This is a genomic window from Alteromonas sp. DY56-G5, from assembly GCF_041414725.1.
Classification (GTDB): domain Bacteria; phylum Pseudomonadota; class Gammaproteobacteria; order Enterobacterales; family Alteromonadaceae; genus Alteromonas; species Alteromonas macleodii.
The window spans coordinates 76,199-93,431 of the sequence record NZ_JANHZQ010000008.1; the positions used below are offsets into that span (position 1 = coordinate 76,199).

A 17,233-nucleotide genomic window follows, 5' to 3' on the forward strand; every position below is an offset into this window, starting at 1 on the left:
TTACTTAAATAAGCGGTTCGGAATGAACCGATTAAACCAAGTGGAAAAACCATTTTTGTCCGTTTTCATATTAATGTAGGCTCGCTTAACCTCAACCCACTGTTCCTGGTCAACAGTCACTTTACCATCAGCAAACGGTACATATAGCTGATCGCCTTCAAAGTGGGTTCTAAATTCTAAGTAAAAGTCGCCGTGTAACTCCTCAAGTAAGGCATCGGACTCCCCTAACCCGTTGGGGAGGAAGTAATGAAACCGAGTGAGAATAAGGCTTCCTTCAGCACTTAACTGGTAACTGCCTGCATAGCCATCCCAGCAGGCAGACATCACCTCAACCTTTTCAGGGTCAGGTTTACTCTTCAACTGATAAAAGTGTTTTTCGCCTTCGTCTGCTGGATGCCCTTGCCAAATATAATAAAGGCTATAGCCTTTTAGATTAACCCACGGACATTGATTGGAGAACCCTTGCGAAAATTGTACGGTCATTCCTTTGAACCTTTGAAAAAGTGAATTGATTTGAGTTCGGCAAGTGGCTAGATTTTGTGACTTTTTAAACCTAAGCAGAAGCTAAGAGAACAGTAACCGCAACAACTGGGCGATAAGCAAAATCCCCATTAAGGGCCAAATCCACTTAGCCCATTTCGCAGCATCCTCATTACTGATTCGCATTTTAGAGCGTTCTATTAGCGGTATAATCAATGCTAGCGCACCAAATAACACCGCCAGTAAAATTAACACTTCCATTATCGTAACCCTATCGCATATTTGAGCACTTCTTGTTTAGCAGGCTCTATGCGCTGCGCCACAGAAAGAAGCTGGTTTCTTATCCATTTTATGGGGGCAACGTCATTGCTAAACAAGGTATAAAACCCATCCATTGCCGTCATCATCACCAAATTATCTCGCTTTCGTGGCTTTTCATAATTGCTGATAAGCCTTTGAGAAAATACTTTATCGGTTAGCGACAATGCGTTGTCGCTACCGAATGGCTTGAATTCAGCACACACAGAAAGAAAGGTTTCTACATCTTTAAAACCTAAATTAACACCCTGTCCGGCAAGCGGATTAATAGTGTGTGCTGCATCACCAACTAACACACATCTGCCTTTAACGTATTGATTAGCATGGGAACGGGTAAGCGGAAAAATCGCTTTATCAATAACTGAAAAGCTATTGCCATTTCTGGTTAATTCGTCTGGAAACGTTTTAAGAATTTCACTTTCAAGTTGGTTCGCTTTTAAACTTTTAATCCGTTTGAGTTCGTCAGGCGAGTCATACCAAACCAGCGAAGCGAAGTTATCAAACATAGGTAAAAAGGCTTTAGGACCACTCGATGTAAACTGCTGCCAGGTTACAGGTTCAACGGCGTTCTCCATCTTTATAGTGATCCCCATCGCCTGCTGCGCATATTGCCAACCTGTGGTGCCAATGCCCGCCGCCTTTCTTACCTGAGAGTTTGCACCATCTGCGCCAACAAGCCAGCTCGCTTCAATGGTTCTGCCATTCGAAAGACTGACCTTAGCCGTATTCGTTAATTGAATATCTTGCACCGTTTGTCCGGTAATGAGCTCAACATTGTCAAACTGCTTAAATGCGTGGTGGCACCCCAGCTGCAATAATCGGTTTTCCACAAAAAAGCCTAGTTGGGGCATGTCGATACTTTGTGCGGTAAAGTCTGTTCGATGGGCTGGGTCGTCCCACACGCTTAGGCCTGTGTAAGGTTTAACACGCATGGCGGCTATGTGTTCCCAAGCGCCAAGGGCTTTTAACAGCGTTACCGATGCTTCGCTGATGGCTGAAACCCTTAAGTCAGGCCCCTTCTCAGCGTTAAAAGGTGCTGGTAGATACGGCTCTATCACTGCTACTTTAAACTGCTGCTGAGCAAGCCCCAACGCAAGTGCAGCACCTACCATACCGCCGCCATTTATACAAAAATCGACCATTTACTCTCCTTAAAACACGCACTTGCATTATGTCTTAAAACACAAAGCGCTGTGAAGTAAAACGTAGAACTGGCTTCCCCTAGATCAATTCTTAACGAATCGTCTCAAGATACTGGGAATATGCTTGCATAACAGGTAAAATATGCGGCTATTTTGAACATCTTCCTGTAACTGACATTATCAGTGTTTTTTACGTGGTGATTTAAGCGCTTCACGTAAAACAACATTCTGGCAGCCACCTTTTCTAAACAACGGTGAAACTGCTCTCACTTACAGGAACACTAACAGGTTATCGAATAGTTGTTATGACTAAAAAGCTGTATATCAAAACCTGGGGCTGCCAAATGAACGAGTACGACTCGGAGAAAATGGCAGACTTACTAGACTCAACGCATGGCTACAGTGCTGCAGAAAGTGCTGAAGAAGCCGATGTTATTTTGCTTAACACATGCTCAATTCGTGAAAAAGCACAGGAAAAGGTGTTCCACCAGCTAGGCCGTTGGAAAACACTTAAGCAAGATAAACCTGAACTTATTATCGGTGTAGGCGGCTGTGTAGCCTCTCAAGAGGGCGATACCATTCGTCAGCGCGCGCCGTTCGTAGACTTAGTTTTTGGTCCACAAACACTGCACCGCTTGCCTGAAATGATCAATCAGCTTCAGGGCGGCGCAAAGTCAGTCATTGACGTAAGCTTCCCGGAAATTGAAAAATTTGACCGTTTGCCTGAGCCACGTGCTGAAGGTCCAACGGCGTTCGTTTCAATCATGGAAGGCTGTTCAAAATACTGCACATTCTGTGTTGTGCCTTACACCCGCGGTGAAGAAGTAAGCCGTCCTGTTGACGACGTGTTGCTTGAAATCGCTCAGCTTGCAGGTCAAGGCGTGCGTGAAGTAAATCTTCTAGGTCAAAACGTTAACGCGTATCGCGGTGAAAATTACGACGGTACAATTTGTCGTTTCTCTGAGCTGCTTGAATTGGTAGCGGCCATCGACGGTATCGACAGAATTCGTTACACCACCTCACACCCGGTTGAATTTACTGATGACATTATAGAAGCATACGCGTCTATTCCGGAGTTAGTAGACCACCTACATTTGCCTGTTCAAAGCGGCTCTGACCGTATATTGAACTTGATGAAGCGTGGCCATACAGCAATCGAATACAAGTCTAAAATGCGTAAGCTGAAGAAAATTCGCCCGAACATTAGCTTGTCGAGCGACTTCATTATTGGTTTCCCAGGTGAAACCGATGCTGACTTTGAAGCCACCATGGATTTGATTCAGGCAGTCGATTACGACCTTAGCTTCAGCTTTATTTACAGTGCTCGCCCGGGTACGCCTGCTGCCGACGCAGTAGATGACGTAAGTGAAGAAACTAAGAAGCAACGTCTTCACCTGCTACAGCAGCGTATTACGCAACAGGCTCTTCGTATTGCTCGTCACATGGTTGGCACAGAGCAGCGAATTTTGGTTGAAGGTCCGTCAAAGAAAAACCCAATGGAGCTTTCGGGACGTACTGAAAATAACCGTGTAGTGAACTTTGAAGGTACGCCTGACATGATTGGCGAATTCGTTGACGTGAACATCACTGACGTATTCACTAACTCACTACGTGGCGAAGTTGTGCGCAGAGAGAGCGAAATGGGCTTGCGTGTTGCCGTTTCGCCCCAATCTATCATGGCAAAGCATCAGGCAGATTTGCCCGATGAGCTTGGCGTGGGTCAATTTAACCCAGCCTAAATACATTTTATAGCGAGGAAAAAAGTAGCTTGAGTACATTGGTTAGTAACGAATTTGAATTAGAACCGGCAGATAGCAAACGTTTGTCGAGTTTATGTGGCCCCTTTGATGACAACATTAAACAAATTGAGCGCAGGTTAGGCGTAGAGATTACCTACCGAAATAACGCATTCAAGGTGTTGGGTGAACCGCAGCAAATAAAAAGTGCCAGCGAATTACTTAAGCTTCTTTATGTAGAAACTCAGCCTATTAAGGGCCGTATTCCCGAGCTAGAAGCAGAACAAGTTCATCTTGCCATTCAAGAAGCCCGCGTTATTGAAAAAGACGCAACCGGCGGCTACGGCAAAGAAGTGAATATTAAGACCAAGCGCGGTGTGATTAAGCCGCGTAACCCTAACCAAGCGCAATATGTGGCGAACATTGTAAACCACGATATTACTTTTGGTATTGGACCTGCCGGTACGGGTAAAACCTACCTAGCGGTCGCTGCTGCTGTGGACGCGCTTGAGCGACAAGAAATTCGCCGTATCTTGCTTACCCGCCCAGCGGTAGAAGCGGGTGAAAAGCTCGGTTTCTTACCCGGCGACCTTTCACAAAAAGTTGACCCCTACCTTCGTCCGCTTTACGACGCCCTATTTGAAATGTTGGGCTTCGAGAAAGTAGAAAAGCTTATGGAACGCAACGTCATTGAAGTTGCACCGCTGGCCTATATGCGCGGTCGAACGCTGAACGATGCCTTTATTATCCTGGATGAAAGTCAAAACACCACGGTAGAGCAAATGAAAATGTTCTTGACCCGAATTGGCTTCAATTCAAAAGCGGTAATCACCGGTGACATCACACAGGTAGACTTACCTCGCGGTGCAAAATCAGGTCTTCGTCATGCTATTGAAGTGTTAAGTGAAGTGGATGACATTTCTTTCAACTTCTTTAACGCTGAAGACGTGGTCCGCCACCCTGTGGTTGCGCGTATCGTAAGAGCCTATGAAGTGCACGATGCTGAACAAGAGCGTCTTCGCAAAGCACGTAAAGAAGAAGCGTTGCGACTTCAACGTGAACAGGCTTCTCAAGACGATAATGCCACGCAAACGAAAGACGACAACGTATCGTGAGCGCCATTATTGATGTACAGCAAGCGTTTGAAGGTGACGAGGCCATTTTGTCGGCCATTCCCTCACCTTCGGAACTTGAGCTTTGGGCTAACGCCGTGCTCAAGTACGAAGGGTTAGCTGAGCAAGAAGTGACTATTCGCTTTACTGACGAAGCCGAAAGTCAAAGCCTTAACCATGAATACAGAGGAAAAGATAAACCCACAAATGTTTTATCTTTTCCGTTTGAAGCGCCTCCAGGTATAGAAATAAACCTTTTAGGCGACCTGGTTATTTGTGCCCCCGTTATTAGTCGAGAAGCCGAAGAACAGCATAAAGACGTAAGCAACCACTACGCGCACATGACTGTTCACGGGCTATTGCATTTAATGGGTTACGACCATATTGATGATGCGGAAGCTGAGGTAATGGAAAGCAAGGAAATTGATATTCTTGCGCACCTTGGCATTGCTAATCCTTACGAATATATTGATTAACAATTCAATATAAACCATTGTTAGTTAAGTACTTTAACACTTAATAACAATAAAACATTGACGACCAGCAAGAACCATTTTAACGTTGGCGTTGAACTAACAATTAAACGGACATTATGAGCGACGATAATCCTCACTCTACCAACGGCTCATCAGGCAAGAGTTGGTTAGATAAACTAAAAAATTCAATTTCTGGCGAGCCGAGAAGTAAAGAAGAGTTAGTATCGGTTATTACTGATGCTGAACAGAACGAAATCATAGACCCACAAACCCGCGAAATGATTGAAGGGGTTATTGGGGTAAATGAAATGCGAGTAAGGGATATCATGATCCCTCGCGCTCAAATGACCACCATCGATGTAGAGCAAAAGGTAGAAGAGTTTTTACCTGTAATGCTTGAATCTGCTCACTCCCGTTTCCCCGTTATCAGCGAAGATAAAGACCACATCGAAGGTATTTTGTTAGCAAAAGATCTTTTAGCTTTTGCATTTAACGCGGAAAAAGAATTCAACCTTCGCGATATTCTGCGCCCTGCGGTTATTGTCCCAGAAAGTAAACGCGTGGACGTTCTGCTTAAAGAGTTCCGTCAGCAACGCTACCACATGGCCATTGTTGTAGATGAATATGGCGGTGTGTCTGGTCTAGTCACGATTGAAGATATCCTTGAAATTATCGTGGGTGAAATTGAAGACGAATACGATACGGAAGAAGATGGTACCGATGATATTCGCCCGTTAAATAAATCAACATACTCTGTTAAAGCCTTAACGCCGGTTGACGAATTTAACGAGTTTTTTGAAACCAAGTTTAGCGAAGAAGAAGCCGACACTATTGGCGGTATTGTTCTGAAAGCGTTTGGTCATATGCCTGAAACCAATGACGAAATCACCATTGACGACATTCAATTTAAAGTGACTAACTCTGATAAGCGCCGACTTATCCAACTTAAGGTTTCAGTGCCTTCGCTCGAATAGTGAAGTAACGCAAACTACGCCTGTTTCAGCATAGGGCAGCATGATTTTATTCGTGCTCACCCTATGTTGACGTAACAACTCTATTAACCACGATCAGATGACTCCTATGCTGAAACGGTTTACCCCCCACCTTCTTCTTTTACTAAGTGGTGCAAGCTTAACCCTTGCTTTCGCTCCCTTTAACATGTGGCTTTTAACTATTCCTGCGCTTGCACTTGCTATACGTCAGGTGATAAAGCTCAGACATCGCCCATTTTTAGCCGGATGGCTGTTCGGTGCGGGATGGTTTGGAGCGGGTATAAGCTGGGTTCATGTGAGTATTGCCGACTTTGGCGGGCTTCCCATTGCGGCATCTATTGGCATTATGGCGTTGCTATGTGGTTACTTATCGCTTTATCCTGCGCTTGCCACCAAGTTAACCGCCAAGTACTTCTCTCCCCACTTGTGGCCAATGGCGTTACCTCTTTTCTGGGTTGCGGCGGAGTGGCTACGAAGCTGGATGCTAACCGGCTTTCCATGGTTATCTTTAGGGTATAGTCAATTAGAGAGCCCTCTTTCAGGCTTTGCGCCAATCATCGGAGAAACGGGAATAAGCGCGCTTATCGTTATCAGCGCTACGCTATTTGCGTTGATACACAATAAGCGAACTTTCGCCAACGCAGTGCTAGTGGCGCTGTGCTTATTTACCAGTGGCTACCTTCTTAAACAACATACTTGGGTTGCCCCCCAAAAAACCTACTCAGTAGGCATGGCTCAAGGCAACATCGCGCAAAGTCTGCGATGGGTGCCAGAGCAAGATGGTCCAACCATGGAAACCTATTGGAAATTAACTGAAAGCTTATGGGATAACGACCTTATCATTTGGCCTGAAGCCGCGGTTCCAAAGCTTGAGCCATTAGCCCAACCTTATCTTGCTAAAGTTAACGAAAGAGCCTTTCAAGAGAACACGGCACTTATTACGGGTATTGTTAATTACAACTGGGAAACTGATGAAGCGTGGAACAACCTAATTGTGCTAGGTAAACGTACGCCAGATGCCGCTTATCCCGACTATCAATATTTCCACAACAACCGATTTTCGAAACATCATCTATTGCCCGTAGGCGAATTCGTACCTTTTGAAGACTGGCTTCGCCCGCTCGCTCCCCTATTCGATTTACCTATGTCATCATTCTCTCGAGGTGACTATCAACAGGCAAACCTTGAAGCTAACGGCATTCACCTAGCCCCCGCTATCTGTTTTGAAATTGCGTTTCCTCATCAAGTGATGGCAAATGTATACGAAAATACCGACATGATCATAACCGTGAGTAATGATGCGTGGTTTGGTCACTCACATGGGCCTGCTCAGCATTTGCAGATAGCGCAAATGCGCGCCCTTGAGTTAGGCCGCCCTGTCGTTAGAGCGACAAATAATGGCATTACGGCTTTTATAGACCACAGAGGCGAAATAACTGCTCGGCTACCTCAATTCATGGCAGGTAATATTTCGGCGCCTGTTGTCGCAACCAGAGGGTTTACACCGTATTACCATCTTCAAGAGCTAGGTGTTTGGTTTATAGTTATCGCGCTGATGACTGCTGCTTTGATAGTTAGAAGGCAATAGAACTTTTAGTCACTTTGCTCCATTCTGCGATTGATGATTCTTTGATGCTAGATTTTAAGTTAGCAAAAATTTAATCAATATCTCAGTGGTTTAAACGAAACTAATTGCAAGGAAGCTCTACGTGAAGGATAAAGAAAAAATCGCGGTATTTATTGACGCTGATAACGCACCGGCTCAGAAAATCGATAAGGTACTTTCTGAACTAGCTCGTTACGGCGTTGTTAATATCAGAAAAGCATACGGAAATTGGAAGAACCAAAACTTAAAACCATGGGAAGATGTCCTCCATGAGTTTGCGATTCAGCCAATACAGCAGTTTGACCTCACCAAAGGTAAAAATGCAACAGACATGGCATTAGTTATTGATGTAATGGATGTATTGTACACAAAGGATATAGACGTTATTTGCCTTGTATCATCAGATTGCGACTTTACACCTTTGGTAACTCGCTCATTAGCTGATGGGAAATATGTCATAGGCTTTGGAGAACGAAAAGCGCCTTTAGCTTTCGTAAATAGTTGTTCTCGGTTCCTTTATTTGGACAAGGAAAATGAGAAAGAAGTTCTGATTCAAAAAGATACGAAGAACATCAAAAGCGACACTAGGTTGATGAACTTGTTAAGACAAGCAGTTGAAGCTGTGGAAGATGATGAAGGTTGGGCGATGTTAGGCCCAATTGGAACACATATTTCAAACCATGCATCCTTCGATCAACGCAATTATGGATTCAAGAAACTGAGTGATTTATTTCAAGCCATAGATCTTTTTGAAATGAAGAAAACTAATGGTTCTGTGCTATGGGTTAGAGACAAGAAAAAAGCGAAGCAAATTGGCAAATCAAAATACGCAGCGCCAAAATACTAGACGCTGCGTAAGTCAATACCTTTGAACGACATCCAACTATATATTAGCTATCACCTGCCGCCTGAATAGCAGTAAGTGCTATGGTAAATACAATATCGTCTACCAATGCACCGCGACTTAAATCGTTAACGGGCTTTCGCATGCCTTGCAGCATTGGGCCAATACACACTAGATCGAAGCTACGCTGTACCGCTTTGTAAGTGGTATTTCCGGTATTGAGGTCAGGAAAAACAAACACGTTTGCCTTACCAGCAACAGGGCTATTTGGTGCCTTGCTCTTGCCCACACTTTCGATAGCCGCTGCATCGTATTGAAGTGGACCATCAATAAGTAAATCAGGGCGAAGGCTTTGCGCAATTTTGGTCGCTTCTCTCACCTTTTCTACATCGCTTCCTGCACCTGACGAACCAGTGCTGTAGCTAATCATCGCAACCCGCGGTTCAATGCCAAACATTTGTGCAGATTCCGCAGATTGAATAGCGATATCAGCGAGCTGTTGAGCGTTGGGATCTGGGTTAATTGCACAGTCGCCGTAAACCAAAACTTGGTCAGGCAACAGCATAAAAAATACTGACGACACCAAAGACGCGTTTTCAGCGGTCTTTATTAACTGGAGCGCTGGGCGAATAGTGTTCGCAGTTGTATTTACTGCACCTGACACTAATCCATCCACGTCATCTTGCTGAAGCATCATCGTGCCCAGAGTTACGTTATCTTCTAACAACTCTTGGGCAACCACTTCCGTCACACCTTTATGGCCGCGTAGCGCCACTAAGCTCTCAACATAGTCTTTTTTAATGGCCGACGGCGAGAGAATTTCAACGCCTTCGCTCAGTACAACACCTTGCTGTTCTGCTACCCGCCTAATCTCAGTTTCATCGCCTAGCAATACAGGACGAGCAAGACCCCGTTTGGCACAAATAGAGGCCGCCACCACGGTTCTTGGCTCGTTTCCTTCAGGAAGCACAATGCGTTTATTTACCTGCCTTGCACGGTTTGTTAGGTAAAAACGAAACGCTGATGGAGAGAGTTTTTTCTGGCGCGACACTTTTTGGGTAAGTGAATTTACCCATCTTGCGTCTAAACTTTCCGCTGTGTGAACCATCACCTTTTCAATGCGTTTACTGTCATCTACAGGTACTTCCTGATTAAAAGCGTGAAGTGCTTGTGCTGTTTGCCACGTATTGGAATTTACCAGCATAACCGGTAAACCCGTTTCCATGGCCTGGCTACACAACGCCATAATGTTTTCATCTGGCTGATAGCCGCCGGTAAGCAAGAGCGCGCCTAGCTTTGTGCCGTTTAATGCAGCTAAACAGCACGACACAAAAACATCGCCGCGATCACCCGACATTACAAGTAGCGCCCCCGGCTTTAAGGTGTGCGTCATGTTGTGAATTTCTCGCGCGCAAAACGTGACGCTACTTAAACGCCGCTCAGCCAGCTCGCCTTCGTTTAACAAGCTAGCGTTAAGATGCTTCGCTACGTCGGTGGCGCGAGGAGATACTAAATCAGCGCTCCAGTCAATTGTGCCAAGTAGACTCAAGCCCTTTTTGAAAATAGGCAAATCACGTAACGCTTGGGTTCGCTCTTCGTCGTGCTCAGGAGCTTCTATTGCGCCAATATCAGCGCGTAAGCGACCATGTTCATCAAAAGGCGCGTTAACCTTGTTGAAGATACAGCCCACTACTTTTTGACTTTTGTGACCGCCATAGGTGTCTACAACGATTTCGAGGCGATGATTGATATCCGTGGTCGACTCATTTCCCGGCACAGCCACGAAAACGATGTCGGCATCAAGTGCCCGACTAATTTCTAAATTCAGGCGCTCTGCATAAGGATGATGGCGAGTTGTCACCAATCCTTCAATAACAGTAACAGCCTCTTGAACACTGCTTTCTTCAAACCGCTCGATGATCTCCTCTAAGAGTTCATCGGTGCTGTCGTTACTGATCATTCGCTCTACGTATTCAAGCTCGAAAGGCGTGATGGGAGACACACTGGCATGGTGCGCAATAATTGCTGTAGAGCGCTCTTCGCCGTTATCGCCTTTGCGTGGCTGTGCAACGGGCTTAAAGAAATTGAGCTTTATGCCTTGTTCCTCGATAGCACGAACAAGGCCCATGCTGACCGTAGTTAGGCCCACACTGGTACCCACGGGGATCAACATAATTCTGCGAGACATAGTTACTCCTGCTTTTGCTAACGCGTTGGCGTTGCTTATATAATTTACGCGAAGGTTGCAGCTTCTGCGGCTATCACCCATTCTTCATTTGTAGGCACAACATAAACTGCCGTTGATGCGGTATCAGCGGTAATCTTTCCACCTTGACCAAATCGCGCGTCGGTATTTCTTTGCTCATCTAAGCTAATTCCAAAGTGGGCGAAATACCCCATAGTTGTCTCACGAATAAGCGATGAGTTCTCCCCTATTCCGCCTGTAAATACAATAGCGTCTAACGTGGGCACGGCTACCATATAACCCGCGATGTATTTAGCTAAGCGATAGCAAAAGATTTCAATGGCCAATAGTGCACCTTCGTGACCTTCAAGCGCCGCATCTTCAAGGGTTCGACAATCGTTACTTAGCTCTGAGATACCAAGTAATCCAGACTGTTTATTCAGTAAATCACTTATCTCATCTGCGGTTTTGCCAAGCTTCTTCTGCAACGTTCCCGGTAGACTCGGATCTAAGTCGCCACAGCGAGTGCCCATAACTAAGCCTTCAAGAGGAATAAAGCCAAGGCTTGTGTCTACCGCCACACCTTTTTCTATAGCCGACACACTGCAGCCATTGCCTAGGTGGGCACTGATAATGCTGGTATCTGAAACCGGCTTCTCAAGAATTTTTGCCATGCTATCAAGTATGAACTTGTGACTGGTTCCATGGAATCCGTAGCGTCTTATGCCGTGCTCGCGATAAAGCGACATGGGTAAAGCATAAATAAAGGCTTTTTGGGGTAAGGTTTGAAAGAAAGAAGTATCAAATACGACTACGTGAGGCAGGTCAGGGTAAGCCTCTTGCGCCGTGACGATCCCCTTTAGGTTCGCCATATTATGAAGCGGAGCCATGCTTGCATAATCTTCAATTGCTTTTAGTACGCTATCATCGACAAGTGCAGCCTGCTTAAACTTTTCACCACCATGAACAACACGATGCCCTATTGCGATAGGCTTAACGCCCGTACTAGCGATAACTTCTGAAATTGCGCTTAACGCTTCGGTATGGCCAGCTTTTTCAGGTAGTGCGCGTTTTTCTTTTTTGCCGTTTAACTTGTAAGACAAACTAGCATCACTATTACCTAGTGCTTCAGCAATACCAGACAGTCCAGCCTCTCCAGTGTCAGCGTCAATTATCGCGAACTTTACGGACGAACTGCCGCAATTTAAAACTATAACTTCTTTCTTCATTTTTTTAATTTACAAATAAAAGTGGTAAGACATTTTGCTTAACCAAATTGTAGCATTTATAAACAACTGGATTGGTTAAACAATTGCTAAATGTTTTATAAAAAACATCGCATACACTTATTGTATGTGAGGTTTTTTCTCAATATTTATTGAAAAGCACGCGATTCATTTCATGCCGTAAAAAAAGAAACAAATAAAACCAATAAATACATACACTTAAAATTAAACCCAAGTTTTTTGGAAAAAATATGCATTTTCTTTCTTGAAAAGTATTTGGGCCATTCCTATATATGTTTTGTCGGCGCTGAAAGGTCAGGTCGACAAAACCGCCGCCGCAGAGTCGGGGCATTTAAACTTTTAACATATTGCTTAATTTTGAGGATATGACTATGCGTACTATCGATCTATCTCCACTTTACCGTTCATTCATTGGTTCTGATCACCTAGCGTCATTAATTGATGCAGCATCTCGTGCTGAGAAGCAAAGTACCTACCCGCCGTATAACATAGAGTTACTTGGCGATGACAAGTATCGTGTAACCATGGCCATTGCCGGCTTTAGTAAAGACGACGTTTCTATTCAGGTTGAAGAAAACACGTTGACGATTACGGGCACGAAGAAAACGGAAGCGGACGATAAAGAAAGCAAAGAGCGTAAGTTCTTGCACAAGGGTATTTCAGAGCGTAACTTTGAGCGTAAATTCCAACTTGGCGACCATGTAAAAGTGCTAGCTGCAGATATGGAAAACGGTCTGTTACACATCGATATGGAGCGAGTCATTCCTGAAGCCAAGAAGCCTCGTCAAATAGAGATTGGTTCTCGTTTAATTGAAAATTAATAGTTAGTTTCTTGGTTTGTTTCCCAACTTTTAGCGGCGCCTTTCGGCGCCGTTTTTTTTGGGCTTAAAAAAATCGCTTTTAGTTGGCGCTTACCCATTACTCAAGCGTTGTCGATTTCAATGGCGTAATCAGCTTTACCCGATTCACCAGACTTAAAGTTACCTCGTAGGTTTTTCCCCGTCAGTTCACCTGTAGCAGACCCTTCAATTGATATAAATTCGCTGCTTGCAACTCCATTCTCAAACTTACCGGCATGCTGAAAAGTAACTGTGCCGCGCATACCGTTTACTACGCCAACGAAGGTTTCAAACCCGGTAAATTTGGCAGACATCTGAGATTGATAAGACATCAAAAACTCGACATTAGATTCGCCACTCATTTCACCAGAATACACCTGCTTAATACTAGCGTGAGATACCTTAATTCCCTCAGATCTTTCACTAAGTGTGTCTTCGTCCCATTGAGTAATGGAAAAGCTTCCTTTGAACGCCATAAATATCTCTTTATAAATGGTTTTTAGTTATAAACTGTAAACCCTAGCTTCTCAGAAAGGAAAAAACAGTCCGCAAATTGTAACAGGGTGTTTAGGGCCTGTTGACCTTTGTTGTACATTTTTGCAGCGGTCTGTGTGCCATCTAGACAAGGCGAATGTTTGACGGTTTAGTGGTTCTAAATCGAGAACATTCAACGCAGTATAGATGGCACAAAGGCGCTGCCCGAAGGGGTCGTTATGGAAGCCTTTTACTCTTTGTCACAGTCCTTTAACTTAGCCCGCTAGGCTTGCAGGACTGTTTCGCGATTAAAAGGCTTCCATTTAGACCAAAATTCGTAAACCAAAGGACAACAGGCCCTAGATAATCCCCTTAAGCATGGCTAACCCCACTGCGTTACAGGTGCTTGCGTCCTTGATTTCTCCACGTTTTATTTTCTCCTTTAATTCATTTAAGGAGAGTGAAACAACGCGCAAGTCTTCTTCCTCAACATCGAGTTTTTGTGCGCCTTGGGTGAGGCCTTTAGCTACATAAATGTGATAACCCTGATTACAAAAACCGTATGCTAAATATTGAAATCCCACATATTCCATTGAATCTGCAGTTAAGCCAGTCTCTTCTTTAAGTTCACCTTTCGCCAATTCAACAGGGTCGACATCAGGGTTACTTTCCCATGCACCTTGAGGCAACTCAAGCTGGCGCTCTTTTATGGTATAGCGATATTGCTCAACCATGTAAACCGTATCGCCTTCTATCGGTAAAATAATAGCGAAGTCAGGCTTTTCCACCACGCCGTAAATGCCTTCGTTTCCACTGCTGCGTTGTATTTTGTCTTCTCTTACGCGAAGCCATTTGTTTTCGTACACAACTTTTGTATCTAGTGTTTTAATATCAGCCATGCCTCACTCCTCACTCACTGTCTTTTTCGTTTCGAAGAAAACCTGCACTTTCTTCCGTCTCTTTAAGTGTTAGGCGATCGTCAGGGTTTTTATTAAACGCTCGGGTTTGTTGATTAACTTGATGAATGGTACTTGCATTGGCTAAGTCTGATTCATTAGTGATTGAAGCGATGGTCTCTCTACCGCGTAAGAATGCTTTAATTTCGTCGACGATTTCCTTCAATTCTCCGTCGTTTTTGTTCATTCCCATTACAAAGCGCGGGGCTTCCAGATTGTTCATACCGCTAGTGGCGAATATAGAAGTGTTAATTCGGCTAGTAATGATCCACGGTGTGATACTGCTTCTAACTACGACATTTTCAGACCGTGTAGAATCGTGAATTGCCATACCTGTTGAAACTCTAGACTCGGTATACGTGCCTTCGGTTTTCATGTACATAAGCAAAGAGTTAAAGTTCAGCTCGCCCCAAAACATGTGAGACGCGTTATTTAAAATACTTCCTGCCGCTCTGAAAGTAAGCCAAGCGAATATCAGCATGAGTAAATTATTGACCATAGAAAAAGCATTGTTCAACAGTGCGCTGTTATCTACACCGATATTGATAACCAGATGTAGTAGCTCAGCAAGCTGTACGCCAGATGAGTAAAACAATACCGCGGCAACAACGACGACAACTTGCGCAATGGCGCTCAGCGCTACTTTAGCCCCTCTGGGTAATGCCCCCCCCTCACTGAGGGTTGGCTGAGTTTCTATCAGTAATTCCCCTTCGAAACTACCCTTCCCTTCAGCCTGCTCTTTAAGCTTAGGAACAAAATCGGCGTATATTCTGTTTGGGACTTCCTTGTAACGACGGTTGGCAAGCACGATGTTTTCTATATTGATAAAAATCTCATTGGGATGAACAGACTCTTGCATGTTTGCTCGAAATTCGCTGACTTCAGTTTGTGGTGTCACTAAATCCATGCGCTTTTTAAGCAAGGGAAATACAAGACCTATCACCACGCCGATACTGATGAAAAGGTATACAAAGTTCAGCCAAGCGCTAAAAAAAGCATGTTCTTCAGACCAAGTTTTAAGTTCATTGATATTACTTCCCACCACACCATCGAGAAACACACCCGCACCAAGAGGAACGACTAGTGCTAATCCAATGATTACACCAATTGACAACCCTCCCGCTTTAGCAAGTTGCGAGTTTCCTTCGTTATGGATGCCCTTTGCCGTAGAGGTCCAGTTGGCAACAAAATAGATAAGCAATACCAAAGAAAGAACAGGCATAACGACAATTTTTGCGACTTCACCTGCAAAGCCATTACTTACTAAAAAATAGACGATGGCGTAGGTAACTAAGCCCACGATAAGTGTCGCCCCCATGGCTAAAATTTCTTGGGCAAGATGGCGTAGCGGGTATGGTAAGAAAACAAGCTTAGGAAAAACGCTGTGAACTAGCCGAGCGAGCCAGCCTTTTGGCTCCTCAAAGGTAGTATTTCGTCTTCCCATAAGCATAGAGTGCAGTGACTCTTTTGAGTAAAGCAGGGATTTTTGCTCTGCCTGAGCAGCATCTTGTTCAGATTTTGAGAAGTTGTAGGCCAGTGAAGTGGGAACCGTTCTACCTACAAAAAAGCGCATAAGTTGAAGGATACCAACCGCCGTATGGCGTATTCCCGATACTACTAAAACAAAACCAACCGCTAGCAAGGTATAGCCTTTCACCTTGTTGGCTTCAAATATTGCCGGTACTGTGAAAACAACGTAAACCGCTAACAATAGCGTTAAGACACCACCCAGTGTTCTAAGCGCTCCTTCTGTCTTAAATGGGTTCTTTATCCCTAGAGTCTGAGAACCAAAATCATAAGCCATGATGCATCCTTTCGAAAACAAAAGGAAAAATCATACTTAGTGTAAGTAGATTGAGCAATGATTTTAAGTAGAGCGCCCCGCCAGTCAGAGACTACAATTTTTTAAGCTCGGGCTATTTACCGTTCTTAATCTACGTTAAACCCCGCAATAGTGCGTTGCAGTAACTGATTGTTGCTCTGCATTAAATCGCATGTATTTTGGGATAGGAAAACGCAAAAGTGAGCTAACGGGACAGCGTCATCACTTAATTTTATACTTAAAGTACGAGCGAAGCAGGAACAGTGCTAACCGTTGAGTTCAATTAATGCTTACTAAACAACAATACACAGGCAAGAAAATTAAAAAACGCTTTGGCTTAACAGATTACAAATCCATGATCGGATTCAGAAGTTTTGTGACGGAAAATATAGCCAGCAGAAGGACTCTGCTGGCTTGCGTAGTTAGATATATTCTACTTCGATGATTTCAACTTCAACTGCGCCGGCTGGCGTTTGAATCGTTACCATGTCATCAAGCTCTTTGCCTATTAGACCACGAGCGATAGGTGAATTAACCGAAATCAAGTTGTTCTTAATATCAGCTTCGTCATCACCAACAATACGGTAGGTGGTTTCTTCATCGGTATCGACGTTTAGAATGGTTACGGTAGTGCCGAAAATAACCTTTCCCGTATTTTCCATTTTGGTAACGTCGATAATCTGTGCATTTGATAGCTTGCCTTCAATATCTTGAATGCGGCCTTCACAGAAGCTTTGCTGCTCACGGGCCGCGTGATATTCAGCATTTTCTTTTAAGTCACCATGTTCACGTGCTTCGGCAATAGACTCGATAATACGTGGGCGTGTTTTGGTTTTTAGCTCATTTAATTCGTCACGCAGCATTTGAGCGCCGCGCGCTGTCATTGGATACTGACTCATGAATACCGTCTCACTTAGCTAGTAATTTAAACAGAAAAGTGCGCCGCGAAGGCGCACTTTTTATTCGTTCACACAAATGTAATATTGCTAGGATACCTCGTATCC

16 protein-coding genes are annotated in these 17,233 nt (G+C 44.3%); 7 read left to right on the forward strand and 9 right to left on the reverse strand.

The features are described from left to right. From NO989_RS06140 to NO989_RS06150, 3 genes are all read right to left on the reverse strand, one after another. A complete protein-coding gene (locus NO989_RS06140) occupies positions 1-483 on the reverse strand; it encodes a hypothetical protein (protein WP_283615542.1) in 483 nt (160 codons plus the stop codon). A gap of 81 nt (positions 484-564) precedes the next feature. Next, positions 565-741 carry a hypothetical protein gene (locus tag NO989_RS06145; protein ID WP_014948996.1) on the reverse strand — a complete coding sequence of 59 codons (177 nt, stop codon included), beginning with the start codon at positions 739-741 and terminating at the stop codon, positions 565-567. After that, entirely contained in the window at positions 741-1,940 is a 1,200-nt protein-coding gene (locus NO989_RS06150; protein WP_371342245.1) for an FAD-dependent monooxygenase, read from the reverse strand. Before NO989_RS06150 ends, NO989_RS06145 begins: the two co-directional genes overlap by 1 nt. Before the next feature lie 305 nt (positions 1,941-2,245). Between NO989_RS06150 and miaB the strand changes: the two genes are divergently transcribed. The 6 genes from miaB to NO989_RS06180 all read left to right on the forward strand — a co-directional run bounded on the left by miaB (position 2,246) and on the right by NO989_RS06180 (position 8,709). Further along, positions 2,246-3,679: a tRNA (N6-isopentenyl adenosine(37)-C2)-methylthiotransferase MiaB gene (gene miaB, locus NO989_RS06155; protein ID WP_014948994.1), complete on the forward strand. Its 1,434-nt coding sequence runs from the start codon at positions 2,246-2,248 to the stop codon at positions 3,677-3,679. A gap of 29 nt (positions 3,680-3,708) precedes the next feature. Further along, entirely contained in the window at positions 3,709-4,791 is a 1,083-nt protein-coding gene (locus tag NO989_RS06160) for a PhoH family protein (RefSeq protein ID WP_014978879.1), read from the forward strand. Further along, positions 4,788-5,264 (forward strand): rRNA maturation RNase YbeY, encoded by a 477-nt coding sequence (ybeY, locus tag NO989_RS06165; RefSeq protein ID WP_014976133.1) that lies wholly within the window; start codon positions 4,788-4,790, stop codon positions 5,262-5,264. Before NO989_RS06160 ends, ybeY begins: the two co-directional genes overlap by 4 nt. A gap of 116 nt (positions 5,265-5,380) precedes the next feature. Continuing rightward, positions 5,381-6,238 carry a CNNM family magnesium/cobalt transport protein CorC gene (corC, locus tag NO989_RS06170; RefSeq protein ID WP_014978878.1) on the forward strand — a complete coding sequence of 286 codons (858 nt, stop codon included), beginning with the start codon at positions 5,381-5,383 and terminating at the stop codon, positions 6,236-6,238. A 106-nt stretch (positions 6,239-6,344) separates the two neighbouring features. Then, entirely contained in the window at positions 6,345-7,844 is a 1,500-nt protein-coding gene (gene lnt / locus NO989_RS06175) for an apolipoprotein N-acyltransferase (protein ID WP_371342246.1), read from the forward strand. Between the two features lie 121 nt (positions 7,845-7,965). After that, the gene (locus NO989_RS06180; RefSeq protein WP_014978876.1) at positions 7,966-8,709 is read left to right on the forward strand and encodes an NYN domain-containing protein; all 744 of its coding nucleotides are present in this window, start codon (positions 7,966-7,968) and stop codon (positions 8,707-8,709) included. Between the two features lie 43 nt (positions 8,710-8,752). Here NO989_RS06180 and pta read toward each other — a convergent pair whose 3' ends face one another. Next, positions 8,753-10,894: a phosphate acetyltransferase gene (pta, locus tag NO989_RS06185; protein ID WP_371342247.1), complete on the reverse strand. Its 2,142-nt coding sequence runs from the start codon at positions 10,892-10,894 to the stop codon at positions 8,753-8,755. A gap of 44 nt (positions 10,895-10,938) precedes the next feature. Next, positions 10,939-12,120, reverse strand: a complete 1,182-nt coding sequence (locus tag NO989_RS06190) for an acetate kinase (RefSeq protein ID WP_014948987.1) — start codon at positions 12,118-12,120, stop codon at positions 10,939-10,941. Between the two features lie 389 nt (positions 12,121-12,509). On the opposite strand from NO989_RS06190, the gene NO989_RS06195 reads away from it, so the two are divergent. After that, a complete protein-coding gene (locus tag NO989_RS06195; RefSeq protein WP_014976128.1) occupies positions 12,510-12,959 on the forward strand; it encodes an Hsp20 family protein in 450 nt (149 codons plus the stop codon). A 101-nt stretch (positions 12,960-13,060) separates the two neighbouring features. Here NO989_RS06195 and NO989_RS06200 read toward each other — a convergent pair whose 3' ends face one another. From NO989_RS06200 to greA, 4 genes are all read right to left on the reverse strand, one after another. After that, positions 13,061-13,453: a DUF3224 domain-containing protein gene (locus tag NO989_RS06200; RefSeq protein WP_014948986.1), complete on the reverse strand. Its 393-nt coding sequence runs from the start codon at positions 13,451-13,453 to the stop codon at positions 13,061-13,063. A 357-nt stretch (positions 13,454-13,810) separates the two neighbouring features. Next, the gene (locus tag NO989_RS06205) at positions 13,811-14,350 is read right to left on the reverse strand and encodes an NUDIX hydrolase (RefSeq protein WP_014976126.1); all 540 of its coding nucleotides are present in this window, start codon (positions 14,348-14,350) and stop codon (positions 13,811-13,813) included. 10 nt (positions 14,351-14,360) lie between these two features. After that, positions 14,361-16,211 carry a hypothetical protein gene (locus NO989_RS06210; RefSeq protein ID WP_371342248.1) on the reverse strand — a complete coding sequence of 617 codons (1,851 nt, stop codon included), beginning with the start codon at positions 16,209-16,211 and terminating at the stop codon, positions 14,361-14,363. A gap of 440 nt (positions 16,212-16,651) precedes the next feature. After that, complete coding sequence (gene greA / locus NO989_RS06215; RefSeq protein WP_014948981.1) at positions 16,652-17,128, reverse strand: transcription elongation factor GreA; 477 nt, start codon at positions 17,126-17,128, stop codon at positions 16,652-16,654. Between the last annotated feature and the right edge of the window lie 105 nt (positions 17,129-17,233).